This is a genomic window from Motilimonas cestriensis (assembly GCF_021295315.1).
Taxonomy (GTDB): domain Bacteria; phylum Pseudomonadota; class Gammaproteobacteria; order Enterobacterales; family CBDFNC01; genus Motilimonas; species Motilimonas cestriensis.
In genome coordinates this window covers 36181-53443 of sequence record NZ_JAIMJA010000021.1, presented here as the reverse complement: position 1 = coordinate 53443, position 17263 = coordinate 36181, and the positions used below count along the sequence as shown (strand labels likewise).

Below are 17263 nucleotides of genomic sequence, written 5' to 3'. Positions count from 1 at the left end.
TCTGAATCATCCATGTTTCAAATTAGTAATGCGGCAGTAATGAGAGCGCAGGCTCGTTCAATTGTGCCAGTTGTTCTTTTAGCGCCAACACCTGATCTTCCCAGTAACGCGAGGTATTAAACCAAGGGAAATTATGTGGGAAAGCAGGGTCTTGCCAACGTTTTGTCAACCATGCCATATAATGCACCATACGCATAGCGCGCAGCGGCTCTATTAACGATAATTCATCATTATCAAATTCACAGAACTCGCTATAACCTTCAAGTAGTACATCCAGCTGCAATAACTGTTCTTGGCGATCGCCAGACAGCATCATCCACAAGTCTTGCACTGCTGGCCCCATCCGACTGTCGTCTAAATCAACAAATATCGGGCCATCACGCCAAAGAATGTTACCGGGATGACAATCACCGTGTAGACGAGTTAAAGATTTAGGTTGATACTGGCGAGTACATTCTGCAATCAACTGATCTAACACAGTAAAAAATGAAGCATGTAAATAGTCTGGGATAAACCCAGAATCAAACAATACTTGGCGTGGCTCGTGTAAATAAGACTGTGTCGTGATAGTCGGCCGATGCTGAAAATGGGTCGCTTTTGCCAACTGATGGGTACGCCCCATAAAGCGGCCGACCCACTCTAGCTGCTCTAGATTATCAACCTCAAACTCGCGACCTCCCGCACTGGGGAAAATACTAAAGAGAAAGCCCTTATACTCTAATAAACTTGCGCCGTTGAAACGCATTGGTGCCACCACAGGGATTTCGCTTTCGGCAAGCTCAAAGCTAAAGTCATGCTCTTCTTGTATTTGTTCACGACTCCAGCGTTCTGGGCGATAAAATTTGACGACGTAACGAGTCAGTCCCTCGCCACGAAACTGATAGACGCGATTCTCATAGGAGTTGAGCGCCAGTAAGCCCGACTCAGGATAGATGCCAACCGATTCGATGGCATCTAAAATCAAATCAGGCGTTAATGCCGAATAAGCAAAATCGACCATTAGCGTCATTAGCGACCACCGCTAAAGAAACGACTTTCTTGCTGAATTTGCTCGTCACTGTCGGTATCTTGCACCGTAAATTGGATTGTTAAAATAGACTTATCTAACTCATAAGGATCTACCGCAATACTAACAGGCTGTGTAAACACTTCCCCTGGAGCCACTCTGATCGCCGTAGGGCCAGACCAAACCGGCTCAGGTAAACCAGTGACCGACAAGTTATATTCTTGCTCTTCCATGGTTTTATTAATTATTTTAAAGGTGTAGGCATTTTCTACTAGGCCTTCATTAGTTTCACGATAAAGCGCGTTACGATCCCGTAATACTTCAAAACCAATGGCTTTGATGGTCAGCAAGTTCCAAACGAACAAGCCACACATCAGAGACAACACCACACCATATCCGATAATTTTCGGTCGCAATATATCGGTTTTTGCTCCCGTCAATTTATGCTCAGTGGTGTATGCAATCAGGCCTTTTTCATAACCCATGCGCTCCATGGTTTGGTCGCAGGCATCAATACATGCACCGCAGTTAATACACTCGTACTGTAAACCATCACGAATATCGATACCGGTTGGGCATACCTGCACACACAAATCACAATCAATACAATCACCCAAGCCTAGCTCCTTGGGATCAGCCTTACGTGAGCGCGGACCACGCGACTCGCCTCGTTTCGCATCATAACCAACAATAAAGGTATCTTTATCAAACATCGCTGATTGGAAACGGGCATACGGGCACATGTGAGTACACACTATCGCGCGCATCCAGCCGGCATTTATGTAGGTACAAGTAGAAAAAAACAGCACCCAAAAGGTCAGCGCAAAACTCGCGCTTAAGGTGAAAAACGAAGTATAAAGTTCATAAACTGGCACAAAGTAACTGGCAAAAGCGAGACCTGTCATCAACGCCACTAACCACCAACAGGCATGTTTGGCCGCTTTACGCCATATTTTATTGCCGTTCCAGGGCGATTCATCTAGCTTTCTGCGTTTATTCGCTTTACCTTCAAACAGCTCTTCAAACCAAATAAAAATAAAGGTCCAGACCGTTTGTGGGCAAGTATAGCCACACCAAACTCGCCCCAAATAAGTGGTAAAGAAGAATAAGCCAAAGGCAGCAATAATAAAAATCCAAGCCAGTAACGTGAGATCTTGTGGAAAGATAGTCAGGTTAAAAATATGGTAGCGGTTATTCTCTATATCAAACAAAATTGCCTGATGCCCATCCCAAGGAATTAATGGCAATACAATGAATAAGAGTAATAAAAACCAGCCCATAAATTTTCTTAAACGCTGATAAACCCCTTTTACACTGCGCACATAAATAGTGCTACTGGGGTCAAACCTATCAACACTGGCTTTGTGGGTTTTACGTCCTGGCTTTACTTTGTCAGAGATATCTTTGACGTCTATTTTGCGATCCATTACTCACACCTTATATAGCATCTATAAACACTGCTCATGTTGCAATAATGGCTTTATTGATTTTTTTAGCGACCATTATTGGTGTTACAAAAAATTAAACCATTAAGCTAAACCACGTGCCTTTAACAGCGCCGTTTTAAAATCATCTTCACAGTCTTTTTTAATTCCTGGGATCATTTCACCATCAGGGCTATTCAGCATTTTTAAGTGATAGATAATTAAGTCGTCAGGAACAGCTTCTAGCTCCCCTTCATATCCAGCCTCTTTCATTATTTGGGTCAGTACTTCTACCAAACTTAACTCGGCATTTTTTAACCAGTAAGGTTGTAGTAATTCAATCACTTCATTAACACGGTGGCACTGCATAATCACTCCAAAAAATTATTCTAACAGTGGATATTTTAAGCTTTCAACTTAGCGATAACTTTGACTTTGCCCGCTATCTTTACTTGGTGATACCAAATCCCAAGGTAGGCGGTAAGAGATGTTACATATATTAACAGAAACATACTCAACTGCATTTGCATCAACATGAATTATGGCGGTTTTGATTAGATAAGGAGAAATAAACAGCAGAATCAATAATAAACTTAACCGACAAGGGGGCCACCCCTGCCGGTCCTCAATTTGACCAAAACTAACTCGTAACCCATGGTGGGGCGCGAGTAAAAGGCCACATTGAAAATGTTGGAGCGACAGCAGGCAACGCAGCCAAACGTTGCCAAGCAAGGTAAGAAGCAGCCAACCTCTTACCAAAAGTAGGGTGTTGTAACGGCAGGAAAACAAAGGCGCCAGTCACACACAGTGGGCAATATGAGCCCGCTTGAGTCGAGCCATCATCCGCTACACTGACACTGTAAAACCCCGCCTGACTACAAACTAAGACGCCATTAGCATTAACCTGAGCAGACGATGAGGCAGCGAGAGTCATCAATAACATGGTTACTGATAACAAATAGGCGGAACGCTGAAGCCAAGCTGCCGTCATGGTATAAAATCCTTTAAACAATCACCCTAATTTAACGTAATCTTGCGCGATATACTAAAAAAATTGCGCCACTCTGCTATCTCGGTCAACACATCTCACTTTACTCACGCAAAGGCTAGCCAGTATTCAGCGCGACAGGTAAAATCCTGCTTCAAAGCTGTTGTCGATATCGAGCGTGACGGCCAAAGATGCTATTCAATGTTGTGATTGAGAAAAGGTGAACATGAACAAAATAAACGTATTACTGCTATCAGGCGGTGAAAGCTCAGAGCACGAAGTCTCACTGCGTTCAGCTAGTTTTATTGCACAGCAATTATCACAACGACCAGAAATTAGCCTGCAACAAGTCGTCATTAGCAAAACCGGACAATTTTTGGATAGCCAACAAGCTCCTTGTCAGCTAAATATGGACAAGCAACTGCTACTGAGCTCAGGTGAAGCGATTGCTATTGATTTTGTTATTCCTTGTATCCATGGCTACCCGGGTGAAACAGGCACCATCCAATCCTATTTTGAACTGATTAAACTGCCCTACCTAGGCTGTGGCCCTGAAGCAAACAATCTGTGTTTTAACAAAATAAGTTCCAAAATGTGGTTTGATGCGCTGGGTGTGGCCAATACGCCGTCATTATTTCTGACCGAGCTCAACGCGGATACGTTAAATCAAGTGGAGCAAGCGTTTGATAATTGGGGCAGCGTATTTATTAAAGCTGCTTCACAAGGCTCATCAGTGGGATGTTACGCGGTTAACGATAAATCAGAATTATCAGATAAGCTCAGTCAAGCTTTCACTTTTTCAGACTATGTACTGGTCGAAAAAACCATTAAGGCGCGCGAACTAGAAATTGCCGCTTACGAGTACCAAGGTGAAGTGATTGCTACCGTACCAAGCGAGATTATTTGCCCTGATAACACCTTCTATACATATGAGGAAAAATACGCCGCTGACAGCCATTCGCTGACTCAAGTAGCCGCGCAAAATCTAACGGCTGAACAAATAGCGCAAATGCAGGCTTATGCGATCACTGTATTTAAAGGCATGAAGTTACGTCATTTATCACGAATTGACTTCTTCCTCACTACGGAAGGAGAGATCTTATTGAATGAGATCAACACTTTCCCGGGTATGACCAAAACGTCAATGTTCCCGCAAATGTTGGCAAATCACGGCCATCAATTTAGTGACTACTTGTGGGATATTATAAAACGCGCAGTGCCATATTCTTAGGCATTAAATAAGCGTTAGCGCTCAAGTATCCCTTGAGCGCTAAAATTTAGTATTTCATGGCTGACTATTGAGTGCCACTTTGCCCCTTCACTTTTGCTTGCCAAGTACGCAAATCCGGAATATCCATTGAACCTTTCAGTTCACCTAGTGGCGAGTCTAAAAATTGGCTACCACGCACTTGGATCAAGTATTGCTCATTATTCGATCCCAGCACCATGTCTTTAAACAAGTCTTGAACCTGTTTCAAGGTGGTTTGCTCGATTAATGCTAAGCGCTGCGCCTTGCTATTTAGGTCGGCTTTATGTTCACTCCACAGCCCCTGCATATAACCAAACTCTTCATCTAGATTACTTGGCTTTTGCTGGAAGTTAGCAATATAGGCTTGCTTGATCTTATCAAACTCAGCTTGATCATAACCGGCAAGCTTTTTCGCAAATTGCTGCACAAAATATTCATAGCGCTGCTGTAAATGTTTCGGTCCTTGCTCTGGACTTTGCGTAAACAAACCAAACGCAGCGTAATCATCAATCGGAAAGCTCGCGGTAAAAGGAGAGTAAGACAATTGCTCTTGCGTGCGGATCAAGTCGTAAAAGTCTGAATAAGCAATTTTATTAAGTAACTCAGCCTGCACCTGCCCTGCCTCGCCAGCTTTGGTCGACACAAAAATGTACGCTAATGCAGCATCGCCCATTTCACTGGCAGCAGACCAAGTAACGCGGCGCTTAGCTTCTGGCTTCACCCGTGTGAGTTTATAAAACGACTTTGCGTTAACCGGCGCCCGCTTAACCACTTCTTGTTGTAAAGCGATAGCTTGTTTAGAGGTGAAATTGCCCAACACCAGCATTCTTATGCCACTTTGGCTAAACATATCATTGCGCAATTTGGTCAACTCAGCCAAGGTCACCTTATCTAAAGCTGCTAACAAGTCTTGATCAGACCAAGCTGGCAGGCGCACCAAGTTACGAAATTCAGCAAACGCCAACGACATCGTCGGGCCTTTCAGCTTGTTTTCAATCTGACGGCGAATTTCTATTTTTGCTAAATCTAACGCTTGCTGGGTAAAGGTGGCTTGCTTCACCGTATCCATCAAAGTAAGCATGAGTTCACCTTGTTTATCGGTAAAGCCGCCCGTGGTCAACATCAAACCATCGCTGGTGCTAGCATTGATCGAAAGATTGGCTTCACCAGCTTCATAACTTAGACCCACCAACTGCTTCGCAAGCACCACATTTAGGATCGCCCCCGCCATGCGTTGTTGCGCAGATTGGTCCAGCAGGTTGTTATTTAACTCTAACGCAATACTGCCTTTGGGCTCTTGATAATATTCGCTTTGCTTAAACCACAAAGACAGACCCGGCGCCTTAACCAATTCAACCGCTTGATCTTGATGCTCGGCCTTAACAATGGTTTCATCTTCCGGTAACCAGCGATTTCCTTCAGGCAAATGCATTTGTTTCATTAAATCAGTCGCTTGCTTGCGCCATTTATCCATTCGGTCCGACTGAATTTTTTCTACCTTGTAGCTATCACCATAAGACACCATCACTTGGTCACCCACCACACCCGAGTGAGCCACCAATAAGCGCACCCGCTCAGGCGCTAAGTAACTCAGTACTTGCCGCACTAACTCTGGATTAAAGCTATCTAAACGAAAACCAGCATAGATGATCTCATCCGTTGGCAGCATCAGCATATTCGCCACCAGCGACATGCTGTAATTAAAGCCTGCGCTTTTTGGTAAGTAAGCAAAGCTGTTCTTTAGGCTTTGCTCTAAGGCATGATATTGCGCTTCATTAACACCTTGTTGCTTAATTAAATCGATGTAAGCAAAAGTCGCAGCGATAATTTTATCTTGTTGCTTAAGGCCGGCATCCGTCAGCTGAAATTGCACCGTTAAGCCACTGTCATCAGGCCCGTAGTTATCGTCAAAACCGGCCATTAAGGCTTCGATTAACCCGGCCTTTTGCAAGTAGTCAGACAAACTACCCACGCGATCGGATCCTAAGATGCGCGACACATAATGTCCCGGCTTATAAGGATAAAACTCTGCGACACTCGGCATCACAAAGCTCATTTTGAGCACTTTTATTTCTGAACTCGGCTTCAGGCTCGCTTGGATACCTAACTCATTTGCCGTCACCAAAGGCGGCAAAATTTTTGGCTGCTCAGCCTGACGGTTTGGAATTTGCGTTAAGTATTGCTTGGCCAGTTTTTCTAAGTCTGCTAGCTCACGCGGCCCGTACAACACCGCTTTCATTAGATTGGCACTATAGTAGGCGTTAAAAAAGGCTTCCAACTCATCTTGTAACTTACTGCCCGGCTTGTCTTTTAAGGTATTTAAATCACCCGTGCTAAAACGTGACATAGGGTGATTAGGGTTTAGGGTAAAGCGCTCTAACGCATAAAGCTTACGCGCATCTTGGCCCTTATAGGTTTGTTGTTCGGCATTGACTGTGCTGCGCTCTTTATCGGCATAATGCTCATCTAACAGCGGCGCGCGCATCACATCACCTAAACGGTCTAGCGCTTGCGCAAACACTTTATCATTGGCTTCAAAACCATAAACCGTTTTATCTTGTGCGGTATAAGCATTGGTATAACCACCGTTGAGGCGCATAAATTTACTGTAGTCATTAATTTCCGGGTACCGCTCGGAGCCTAAGAACAACATGTGTTCAAGGTAATGCGCTAAGCCTAACTGACTGTCAGGGTTGTGCATGCTACCCACTGGCACTGCGATAGTGGCGGCACTGTTTTTCGCTTCAGGATCCGACACCAATAGCACTTCAAGCTGGTTATCTAAGGTAATCACTTGATAAGCGCGATCGTCATTGGGACTGGTGATCACTTGCGCATGAAGGGGCGCGATAACAACAATACATAAAATAATAAGACGGCGACAAAATGCCAGAGTAGATCTCATAGAGCAAACCTCGTTATGAAAAACATCGATACGATGGATTAAGACTATGTTATCGCAAAATGGTTGCAGCTCAAGTGGATATAAAATTAAACAAGTTTAATTCGTGCAAAGCGTGCGGCTATGCCATGCTTTTCTCAAGGTAGAGGCACTGAGTACTGGCCTTTCTTTCAATAGGGTTGAGCTATATTATGAATATGATAAAAATGCGCTTTGTTACGCTTATCGTCGCGCTGTCTTTTGTCGGGTTCACTCAGGCAAAAAATGACAAGCATGAAAAAAGCCTACCGCCGGGACTTGAAAAGAAAGTCGCTCGAGGTGACGAGCTGCCTCCCGGCTGGCAAAAAAAACTACGCCGAGGCGAGATTCTTGACCTTGATCTATATCACTATGGCATTAAACGTCCGGGCAAAAAAGACGATATTTATGAATGGGTGGAGATCGAAAACGATGTAGTTAAGATAATCAAAAACACGCGTGAAATAGTAGAAATATTAACAAGATAATTCGGTCATGGGTTAAAATTGAGGCTCTAGTTTTCGTTTCCAGCCATTAAATTGAGTTAAGTTATGACCGCTACAGCCATGCGTCCAAGTATTTTTTATCTTGATTTATTGCGCTGCGGCGCCGCTTTTGCGGTGGTCGCAATCCATGTTTTAGGGCCATGGCGCTACCTATATGGTCAGATCCCCGAATTGGAATGGCTCGCAGCAGCAGGTATTAACAGTCTAACGCGCTGGGCTGTGCCTGTGTTTATGCTGATTAGTGGGGCTTTGCTCCTCTCAGATAAGCGCGAGTTTGATTGTAGCTACTATTTACATCGTCGCCTCGCTAAAGTGGCCATTCCTTTTTTAATTTGGAGCCTTATCTATGCCTTAGTCGGCGGCTTTACTGATAACGGTTGGCAAGCACATAAAACCACAGGCTTAATTGAGGCCGCTACGAATACTCCTGTTTGGTACCACCTTTGGTTTTTCTACGATTTTATTCCCTTGTACTTTGTTATCCCTTTATTAATTCCGCTATTACGAGTAATGAGTCCAGAGCGCTTCAAACTAATACTAGCTGCCTGGCTACTGCTGACACTAATGAATTGGTTAAAAGTCGAGAGCTTTTTACAACAAAACTTACTGCTTTATACTGGCTATCTATTACTGGGCTGGTACTTGTTCAATCGTGATAATCGCGCCGAATTGCCACTTTGGCTCGCAGCAGGCTTAGGGATGCTAGCCTTTAACTTCTTTGGCACTTGGCACTTAAGCCACGAACATGGAAAATATCATATCTTTTTCATGGGCTATAAAAGCCTAAATACGGTGATCATTGCAGGTATGTTGTTTGTGCTAGCACAAACCTATGGGGAGCGTATTACTGGAAGGTGGCGTCAATGGGTAAGTTTAGTATCCAAGTACAGCTTAGGTATTTACTTAATTCACCCATTGTTTCTCATTCCGGTACGAGAAATAAGCAATGGCTACTATGATTTTTTTGCTAGCAACTGGTTGGCCATTCCTGCGTTGACCATTTGCGTGCTTACTATATCTCTGTTAGCGACCATAGTTTTGGCCAAGCTACCCATTTTAAAAGGACTGGTGCCATAACGTGCTTCAATATTGTTGAGCCACTATAGCGCAGAACTCAGCACTCAAACTTGAAGCCAAAAAGTAACCGGCCCATCATTGTTAAGCTGCACTTGCATATCTGCGGCAAACACGCCGTTTTGGGTGTTAATGCCTGTTTGACGGCAATAGTCAGAGAACAAATCATATAACTGCTCTGCGTCGGCGGGATCGGCGCCACGAGAAAAGCCTGCCCGTGTGCCTTTTTTGGTGTCCGCGGCTAAGGTAAACTGAGAAACCACTAGCACGCTGCCGCCCACTTGCTGCACATTCAAGTTCATCTTGCCTTGCTCATCACTAAACACGCGATAGCCAAGTACCTTTTCACACAAACGTTTGGCTTTGGCGGCATCATCGCCTTTTTCAACGCCAAGTAAGATTAATAAGCCTTGGCCAATCTCTCCGGTGATATTTTGTTCTACAGTGACGCTAGCACTGCTAACTCGTTGAATGAGAGCGATCATATATAATTTTAGCCATGGCTGAAGTTGCTTTACACAGGGCGTCAATCATACCTGTTTCCATTGCGCTATGACCAGCATTCGGCACAATTTGCAGCTGCGCATTAGGCCAATTTTCAACCAAACTGGTGGCATTTTCTAACTTGCACACCATATCGTATCGGCCATGGATCACCATGGCTGGCAAGTGCGCTATTTTTGCCATTTGCGTTAATATCGGCTGTTCAATAAAGCTGTTATTAATAAAGTAATGAGCTGATATGCGCGCCATGGAGAGCGCTAGGTGCGGCTCACCATAAATGTCTGCGACATCCTCTTTAGCATGTAAAGTACTAATGCGCCCTTCCCAAATACACCACGCTTTCGCTGCGGCTAAGCGCTCTAACTCATTATCAGAGGTTAATAATGAGTAGTATTGTCCTAGCCTATTCTGGGTTGCTAATTCATGCCCTAACGGCGCAGCAAACTCTTGATAGTAATCGGGGAATACTTGCGCGGCACCGCCGTCAGGTTGGTATAACCAATTAAAATCTTGCTGGCGAGATAAGAAAATACCGCGCAATATCAACCCCGTTACCCGCTCAGGATAGGCTTGTGCGTATAAAAGCGCTAACGTGCTGCCCCAAGAGCCACCAAATAGTAGCCAAGCATTAATTCCAAGATACTGGCGAATCACCTCAATATCGGCCACCAGCGCTTGGCTATGGTTATCTTCTAACTCCGCATGGGGCGTTGAGCGGCCACAACCGCGCTGATCAAATACCACTATTCGATATAACTCAGGATCAAAAAATCGACGACTATCAGCACTGCTGCCTGAGCCAGGGCCGCCATGGATAAACAGCACAGGAATGCCGTTACTGTTGCCAGATTCTTCAACGTATAAAGTATGAGCTTCACTCACAGGCACTTGGTATTGCGCATAGCACTGAATGTTAGGGTAAAGTGTTTTCATTATTCGTCCTTATATTCAATCGGCGGCTTCTCAACATAATCATTTGACGCCGCTGGCTGCTTTTTATCAAGTACCGTTAAGCCGGGATAATCACCTAATGCAGCCGTAAATTCAGCACCAAATAACACGATGGTCCAGCTCAAATAAACCCAAACGAATAAAATAGGAATGGCGGCCAGCGCGCCATAAATCGCCTCGTAAGAAGGAAATTGTGTGATATAAAAAGCAAACCCCTTTTTCGACAGCTCAAACAATATTGCCGCCACCAGTGCGCCAACAATAGCGTGACGAACCTTTACTCTAATATTAGGCACTAAAGTATAAACACCTAAAAACATTAGCGTCGAAATCAATAGCGGCAACAGCGCTAACATCTTTTGCCCATGAGTAATTAAGTCCGGATCGGTGATAAAATTCATCGATACCACATACGAACTCATCGCAATACTCGAGCCGACGATCACAGGCCCCAAAGTTAATACCATCCAATACATCGCAAAGGCGCTGGCAATATTACGCTTTTTTTTCACCCGCCAAATATGATTAAGGTTTTGATCAATGGCCGAAATCAACAGCAATGCGACGACCATTAAAGCGGCGATCCCCATTGCCGTCATTTTGCTGGTGTTAGCAATAAATCCGCTCAGGTTTTCCCGCACTGCATCACCCGCCGCAGGCACAAAATTACTGTAAACAAAATCTTCAATTAATCCCTGCATTTCCTGAAACACAGGAAATGCCGACATCACCGAGAACACCACCGCCAACATCGGAACCAGTGACAATAAAGTGACGTAAGCAAGATAGCCCGCGGTGACTTTAACCCTATCCTCTCGAGAACGATAAAATAGGTGAGTAAAAAACGCTAAGACGTGTCGCCCGTATAAAACAAGCAGTTGTTGGTAATGCTTGCGTGTTCTTTGCATTCACCCCTCCCTAATAATCAAACGCATCAACATGAGCCAAATTTTGACATCAAACATAAAATCAAAACAATGTCACTTAAAAAGCTATCCCATTAAGTATAATGGATTTTTTTCTTTCAACTGAGAACTTTCCAATATGTTATCTATTAACAAATCGCTTATCTGTGTCGCACTTCCTTTAGCCACTTTAACTGCATGTGGCGGTGGTGGCGGTGGTGGCAATGATGTAGCAACATCAAAACCCACACCTGTTGTAACCAAAGCAACTATTTCGACCACTAACGCTAAAGCACTTAGCAAAGCGGTATTAACCAATGGCAATCTAAGCTCAAGTTCGTTTAATTTGTTTAAACAAATACAGGGGCTAGCAACAAGCTCACAAGCACGCAGTGCGAGTGGTTCAGAAAGTTGCCCGCAAACTGGCAGCATGAGTTACAGCTCGACCAGCGACAGCAATATGTCGGTTACCTTTCATGGCTGTGAAGTTAATGATGATTTATCCCTAAACGGTGGCTTTGACTTCTCTATGACGGGACAGACAAGCGCTCCGCTCGTCAAAATCAGCTACAAAGCACTTAACGTAAAAATGGCAGCCAACACCAATAACAATTACCAAGCATTAGATGATACTCTGAACGGCACTTTCTCAATGCAATTTATTGACACAGCGACTGCTACTTTTACCACAGAACAAAACTTAAAGCGTGAAGAAAACCAAAGTGGTTTCACCACTGAAAGTAACAACGTTAAATTAGCCTACGCCAATGGTGCCTCACTGCCAACGGCAGCCAGTGGCTCCATCAAGCATAGCGTACACGGTGAAGTATCACTTGCCATGCAAGAGCAAGCCTTATTAATTCAAGGCGAAAACAGTACCCTTAAAATTGAAATGCAAGGCGCTAGCTATGTGTTATCGCTTGACGAAGATAACAATGGTACCTTTGAGCAACGCTCATTAGCAACACAACTAGGTGATGAAGCCTTAGTGTGGAAAGCAATTTAAGCACGATAGTGGACAGAGGCGACACGCTTAACCTTTGAACCACACACTCGATTTAATTAGCCCTGTAGCATCCTGCTCAGGGCTAATTTTTCCCCGCTTTAAAAACTTGCCACAATTCGTCATTTTTGCTCCCAGATATTGCCAGATTAACGGGTTAAGTTATTAATACCGTTTAATTAATCAGAGCTAATATGATGAAAGAAATTTATCAAGTACCCACTAGCCAATCACTGCAAGGTGATGTCATTATTTCCGGCGCCAAGAATGCCGTGCTTCCTCTTATGGCTGCCACCCTACTGTGTCGCGGCATTTCGATTATCAATAACGTGCCACAACTTGATGACGTCAATACCATGGCAGAGGTGTTGCGCTATCTTGGTGCAAAGGTTGAGCATCAAAACTCAAGCCTAACTATTGACACCCGGGAGTGCGATGGTTATCAGGCGCCGTACCATTTGGTAACCAAAATGCGCGCATCCATTTATGTACTTGGCCCGTTACTGGCTCGTCTTGGGCAAGCCAGTGTTGCACTGCCCGGCGGTTGTGCTTGGGGGCCAAGGCCAGTGGATTTGCATATTGCTGGTATGCAGGCACTGTCCGCTAAGGTCGAACTTTCTCACGGTAATATTCACGCCCATGCAGGCAGGCTTCAAGGGGCCGATTTTACTTTTTCAATCTCGTCGGTCGGCGCGACAGTCAATTTATTACTAGCGTCAGTATTAGCCGATGGCACAACGCGTTTGTTTAATGCCGCTATTGAGCCAGAAATAGACAATTTAGTGGATCAACTCAATGCCATGGGCGCGCAAATTTTTGGCAAAGGCACCAGTACCTTAGTGATTGAGGGAGTGACAGAACTAAAGGCTGCAACAATCGATGCCATTCCTGATCGCATTGAAGCAGGAACCTACTTAATCGCTGGTGCAATCACTCAAGGTAAGGTGACCGTTAAACAGGTGCAACCAGCACACCTAACTGCCCTTATCGATAGCTTAACCGCAACGGGGACCTTGATTTGCTGTGAAGATGACAGTATTACCATTGATGCCCAGCAACGCGCGCTCCAACCTATTTCAATTAAAACCGGACCCTATCCGCTATTCGCTACCGACTTGCAACCTCAATGGATGGCGCTGTGTGTGAGCTTAACGGGCGTCTCACAAGTGACCGATACCATTTACCCAGATCGATTCCAGCATGTCGCTGAATTATGCCGCCTTGGCGCAAATATCCGCGTTAAAGGTAATACTGCCTGCATTATCGGAACACCTAATTTGTCGGGTGCTCCGGTTAAAGCCAGTGACTTACGCGCCGGCGCCGCGCTGATACTCGCAGGGTTAATCGCATCCGATTACACAGAAATTTCAGATATCCATCACTTAGACCGCGGTTACCAAAACCTGATCGGAAAGTTCGCCACTTTGGGCGCGACCATTAAACGTAGTCATCACCCCGTTGCGACCAACCAAGCTATCGCAGCTCCGTTACTATCATTGTGTGGTTAAAAATGTAAACCCGCTCACCGAGGGACGAAATAATCTGTGCAAAGGCTGACTAGATCTTGTCAGCCTTATTGAAGTATGAAAAGCTCAGCGTTTTATTAACCTAGGGGCGCACACCTTGTTTCGTTATCTGTTTATCGGCTTAAGCATATTTTCACTGTTCTCATTTTCGGCACACGCAGCGCCCAACCCGAACAAATTACAATTAGCCTCGGTCAGTGCCTATGTATCCGACTACAAAACGGGTAAAACCATTGCCGCTAAAAATGCTGATACGCTAATGCCGATTGCCTCAATAACTAAATTAATGACCGCCATGGTGATATTGGATTCGGGCCAATCGTTAAAAGAAAAAATCACCTTCACTAAAGATCATCGGGCACTGATTGAATATGGCCACTCAAGGATCAGAACCGGCTCACAAATCAGCCGCGGCGAAGCGATCCGCTTGGCGCTAATGTCGTCAGAAAACTTAGCCGCTGCGGCATTAGGCGCGACCTACCCCGGCGGCTATACCGCCTTTGTTAAGGCAATGAATACCAAAGCAAAGCTGCTAGGCATGGAGCGTAGCCAGTTTGTGGAAGCGACCGGTTTGTCACCCCTTAATCAGTCAACCGCTCGAGATTTAAGTCGACTGGTTACTGCCGCTTATAATTACCCCCTGATCCGAAAATACAGCACCACAGCCACTCACACAGCTAACTTTAGCAAACCCAGATATGTACTTGGTTATACCAACACTAATGTTCTGGTGCGCGGTAATAAATGGCAGGTTAGCCTAAGTAAAACTGGCTATCTTAATGAAGCGGGTCGCTGCCTTGTCATGGTCACTAAGCTAAAAGGTAAACAAATGGTGGTGGTGATGCTAAATTCTTACGGTAAGCGTACCCCAGTTGGCGACGCGGCCCGCATTAAAAAATGGTTAGAAACAGGTAACAGCGGCAACATTAGCAATTCAGCAAAACAGTATCAACGACAACAATTAGCGCAATTATTGGCTGACTAATTCGTCCTTTTTCTCATCTTTAAACGGCCTAACTGAGGCCGTTTTTATTTAAACTGAATTAGCCTCTTTTTCATACTTGGCGAATAGCAGACATAAAAAAACCGACTTAATTAGTCGGTTTTTAATAAACACTATCGCTTAGCGCTAATTATGCATCTTTCGGTGCACGAGACATACGCTTACGCTCGTTTTCAGTCAGGTAACGCTTACGAATACGAATTGACTCAGGCGTCACTTCTACTAGCTCATCGTTATCGATGAATTCCATCGCTTGCTCTAACGTCATTTTGATTGGCGGCGTTAACACTTGCGCTTCATCGGTACCAGAAGCACGAACGTTAGTTAGCTGCTTACCTTTCAGGGCGTTAACGGTTAGGTCGTTTTCACGGCTGTGAATACCAATAACCATGCCTTCGTAAACTTCAGTACCGTGCTCAACCATCATGCGGCCACGCTCTTGCAAGTTGAATATTGCGTTAGTTAGCGCTTTACCCGTTGCGTTAGCAATCAATACACCGTTCTTACGTTGACCTATGATGCCACCTTTGTGTGGACCGTAATGGTCGAAGGTGTGGTAGATCAAACCAGAACCAGAGGTTAGCGTCATAAATTCAGTTTGGAAACCGATTAAGCCACGGCTCGGGATCAGGAAGTCCATACGAATACGGCCTTTACCATCTGGAGACATGTTGGTTAGCTCACCTTTACGTAAGCCAATTTGCTCCATGATAGAACCTTGATGTTCTTCTTCTACGTCGATCGTTACGGTTTCATAAGGTTCTTGTAGTTGACCATCTTCCATACGGGTAATAACTTCTGGACGAGAAACCGCTAGCTCGTAACCTTCACGACGCATGTTCTCAATCAAGATACCTAAGTGAAGTTCACCACGGCCCGAAACACGGAATTTATCTGGATCTTCAGTTTCTTCAACACGCAGTGCTACGTTGTGCACTAACTCTTTGTTTAGGCGCTCAAGGATGTTACGTGAAGTAACGTACTTACCTTCTTTACCAGCAAACGGAGAGTTGTTTACTTGGAATGTTACCGTTACTGTTGGTTCATCAACAGTAAGGGCTGGTAGGGCTTCAACGTTGTTCTGGTCACAGATAGTGTCAGAAATTTTCAGCTCACCTAAACCAGATACTGCGATGATATCACCAGCACGCGCTTCTTCAACGTCATGACGCTCTAAGCCTAAGTAACCTAATACTTGTCCTACTTTACCATTACGCTTCTTACCGTCTGCACCAACTACAGTCACTTGTTGGTTTACTTTCACTTTACCGCGAGAAACACGACCAACACCGATTACGCCCACGTATGAGTTGTAATCTAGCTGTGAAATTTGCATTTGGAATGCGCCATCTGGATCCGCATCGGGTGCTGATACGTTATCAACGATAGCTTGGAACAAAGGTTCCATGTTTTCTGATGGCTCATCAAGGTCTAACGTCGCAAAACCGTTTAATGCCGATGCATAAACAATTTTAAAATCTAATTGATCGTCGGTTGCACCTAAGTTATCAAACAAATCGAATACTTGGTCAACTACCCAATCAGGGCGAGCACTTGGCTTATCGACTTTGTTGATAACAACAATAGGCTTAAGACCTTGGGCAAATGCTTTTTGTGTTACAAAACGAGTTTGAGGCATCGGGCCATCAGCAGCGTCTACCAAAAGCAATACAGAATCAACCATAGATAGAATACGCTCTACTTCACCACCGAAATCGGCGTGTCCAGGAGTATCTACGATGTTGATGTGGTAATCATGCCATTCGATAGCAGTGTTCTTTGCAAGAATGGTAATACCACGTTCTTTTTCAAGATCGTTCGAGTCCATTACTCGCTCTTCTGCGTCGCCACGGGTCACTACAGTGCCAGATTGTTGAAGCAATTTATCAACCAGAGTTGTCTTACCATGGTCAACGTGCGCAATGATTGCGATATTTCTTAATTTTTCTAACACAGCTTAGTGCCTCAAAATTGGTTTGGATAAATTTTCGGCGTTATTGTATAGATCAATTGTCAAATAAAATAGTTTTAATGCGATCACATTTCATAACAAAGCAAAAAATTGATGGATTCACAGCCCCTTTAGGGATTAAATTTATTTATTTGGTAGCAGAAAGCGACTTTTTTAGTCCGTTTCTAAAGTTTATATCGCTAGTATGTAACTTATTAACAGCAGAAATACAGCAGAATCAACAAAATCAATC

15 protein-coding genes are annotated in these 17263 nt (G+C 44.4%); 6 read left to right on the top strand and 9 right to left on the bottom strand.

Features of this window, described 5'->3' with window-relative positions; genetic code table 11:
• Positions 1–22 precede the first annotated feature (22 nt).
• From K6Y31_RS17550 to K6Y31_RS17535, 4 genes are all read right to left on the bottom strand, one after another.
• Positions 23–1000, bottom strand: coding sequence for a serine/threonine protein kinase (locus K6Y31_RS17550; protein ID WP_233054244.1), 978 nt, complete (start codon positions 998–1000; stop codon positions 23–25).
• Between the two features lie 8 nt (positions 1001–1008).
• Entirely contained in the window at positions 1009–2433 is a 1425-nt protein-coding gene (gene ccoG, locus K6Y31_RS17545; RefSeq protein ID WP_233054227.1) for a cytochrome c oxidase accessory protein CcoG, read from the bottom strand.
• 102 nt (positions 2434–2535) lie between these two features.
• Entirely contained in the window at positions 2536–2799 is a 264-nt protein-coding gene (locus tag K6Y31_RS17540; protein WP_233054226.1) for a YihD family protein, read from the bottom strand.
• A gap of 271 nt (positions 2800–3070) precedes the next feature.
• Complete coding sequence (locus K6Y31_RS17535; RefSeq protein ID WP_233054225.1) at positions 3071–3421, bottom strand: hypothetical protein; 351 nt, start codon at positions 3419–3421, stop codon at positions 3071–3073.
• A 223-nt stretch (positions 3422–3644) separates the two neighbouring features.
• Here K6Y31_RS17535 and K6Y31_RS17530 point away from each other — a divergent pair, with 223 nt between their 5' ends.
• Positions 3645–4649, top strand: coding sequence for a D-alanine--D-alanine ligase (locus K6Y31_RS17530; protein ID WP_233054224.1), 1005 nt, complete (start codon positions 3645–3647; stop codon positions 4647–4649).
• A 64-nt stretch (positions 4650–4713) separates the two neighbouring features.
• Here the strand turns inward: K6Y31_RS17530 and K6Y31_RS17525 are convergent, their stop codons facing one another.
• Positions 4714–7572 (bottom strand): insulinase family protein, encoded by a 2859-nt coding sequence (locus K6Y31_RS17525; protein WP_233054223.1) that lies wholly within the window; start codon positions 7570–7572, stop codon positions 4714–4716.
• Between the two features lie 194 nt (positions 7573–7766).
• Between K6Y31_RS17525 and K6Y31_RS17520 the strand changes: the two genes are divergently transcribed.
• Positions 7767–8075, top strand: coding sequence for a hypothetical protein (locus tag K6Y31_RS17520; protein WP_427901913.1), 309 nt, complete (start codon positions 7767–7769; stop codon positions 8073–8075).
• Between the two features lie 63 nt (positions 8076–8138).
• A complete protein-coding gene (locus tag K6Y31_RS17515) occupies positions 8139–9170 on the top strand; it encodes an acyltransferase (protein WP_233054221.1) in 1032 nt (343 codons plus the stop codon).
• Between the two features lie 44 nt (positions 9171–9214).
• On the opposite strand, the gene dtd is transcribed toward K6Y31_RS17515, so the two are convergent.
• The 3 genes from dtd to K6Y31_RS17500 are packed head-to-tail and all read right to left on the bottom strand — an operon-like array spanning position 9215 to position 11530.
• The gene (gene dtd, locus K6Y31_RS17510) at positions 9215–9652 is read right to left on the bottom strand and encodes a D-aminoacyl-tRNA deacylase (protein ID WP_233054220.1); all 438 of its coding nucleotides are present in this window, start codon (positions 9650–9652) and stop codon (positions 9215–9217) included.
• The gene (gene pip, locus K6Y31_RS17505; protein WP_233054219.1) at positions 9627–10604 is read right to left on the bottom strand and encodes a prolyl aminopeptidase; all 978 of its coding nucleotides are present in this window, start codon (positions 10602–10604) and stop codon (positions 9627–9629) included. The genes dtd and pip overlap by 26 nt, the downstream gene beginning before the upstream one ends.
• Entirely contained in the window at positions 10604–11530 is a 927-nt protein-coding gene (locus K6Y31_RS17500; RefSeq protein WP_233054218.1) for a virulence factor BrkB family protein, read from the bottom strand. The genes pip and K6Y31_RS17500 overlap by 1 nt, the downstream gene beginning before the upstream one ends.
• Before the next feature lie 136 nt (positions 11531–11666).
• Between K6Y31_RS17500 and K6Y31_RS17495 the strand changes: the two genes are divergently transcribed.
• The 3 genes from K6Y31_RS17495 to pbpG all read left to right on the top strand — a co-directional run bounded on the left by K6Y31_RS17495 (position 11667) and on the right by pbpG (position 15041).
• The gene (locus tag K6Y31_RS17495; RefSeq protein ID WP_233054217.1) at positions 11667–12533 is read left to right on the top strand and encodes a hypothetical protein; all 867 of its coding nucleotides are present in this window, start codon (positions 11667–11669) and stop codon (positions 12531–12533) included.
• Between the two features lie 191 nt (positions 12534–12724).
• Entirely contained in the window at positions 12725–14038 is a 1314-nt protein-coding gene (murA, locus tag K6Y31_RS17490; RefSeq protein WP_233054216.1) for a UDP-N-acetylglucosamine 1-carboxyvinyltransferase, read from the top strand.
• Positions 14039–14153: 115 nt separating this feature from the next.
• Complete coding sequence (gene pbpG / locus K6Y31_RS17485; protein WP_233054215.1) at positions 14154–15041, top strand: D-alanyl-D-alanine endopeptidase; 888 nt, start codon at positions 14154–14156, stop codon at positions 15039–15041.
• 148 nt (positions 15042–15189) lie between these two features.
• Here pbpG and typA read toward each other — a convergent pair whose 3' ends face one another.
• A complete protein-coding gene (typA, locus tag K6Y31_RS17480) occupies positions 15190–17013 on the bottom strand; it encodes a translational GTPase TypA (RefSeq protein ID WP_233054214.1) in 1824 nt (607 codons plus the stop codon).
• Positions 17014–17263 lie beyond the last annotated feature (250 nt).

Bases quoted from the DNA above. Each gene is read 5' to 3' on its own strand.
- murA (WP_233054216.1), top strand. From the start codon at position 12,725: ATGATGAAAGAAATTTATCAAGTACCCACTAGCCAATCACTGCAAGGT.
- K6Y31_RS17525 (WP_233054223.1), bottom strand. From the start codon at position 7,572: ATGAGATCTACTCTGGCATTTTGTCGCCGTCTTATTATTTTATGTATT.
- K6Y31_RS17550 (WP_233054244.1), bottom strand. From the start codon at position 1,000: ATGGTCGATTTTGCTTATTCGGCATTAACGCCTGATTTGATTTTAGAT.
- K6Y31_RS17500 (WP_233054218.1), bottom strand. From the start codon at position 11,530: ATGCAAAGAACACGCAAGCATTACCAACAACTGCTTGTTTTATACGGG.
- pip (WP_233054219.1), bottom strand. From the start codon at position 10,604: ATGAAAACACTTTACCCTAACATTCAGTGCTATGCGCAATACCAAGTG.
- K6Y31_RS17520 (WP_427901913.1), top strand. From the start codon at position 7,767: ATGATAAAAATGCGCTTTGTTACGCTTATCGTCGCGCTGTCTTTTGTC.
- K6Y31_RS17515 (WP_233054221.1), top strand. From the start codon at position 8,139: ATGACCGCTACAGCCATGCGTCCAAGTATTTTTTATCTTGATTTATTG.
- K6Y31_RS17535 (WP_233054225.1), bottom strand. From the start codon at position 3,421: ATGACGGCAGCTTGGCTTCAGCGTTCCGCCTATTTGTTATCAGTAACC.
- K6Y31_RS17495 (WP_233054217.1), top strand. From the start codon at position 11,667: ATGTTATCTATTAACAAATCGCTTATCTGTGTCGCACTTCCTTTAGCC.
- dtd (WP_233054220.1), bottom strand. From the start codon at position 9,652: ATGATCGCTCTCATTCAACGAGTTAGCAGTGCTAGCGTCACTGTAGAA.
- K6Y31_RS17530 (WP_233054224.1), top strand. From the start codon at position 3,645: ATGAACAAAATAAACGTATTACTGCTATCAGGCGGTGAAAGCTCAGAG.
- K6Y31_RS17540 (WP_233054226.1), bottom strand. From the start codon at position 2,799: ATGCAGTGCCACCGTGTTAATGAAGTGATTGAATTACTACAACCTTAC.
- ccoG (WP_233054227.1), bottom strand. From the start codon at position 2,433: ATGGATCGCAAAATAGACGTCAAAGATATCTCTGACAAAGTAAAGCCA.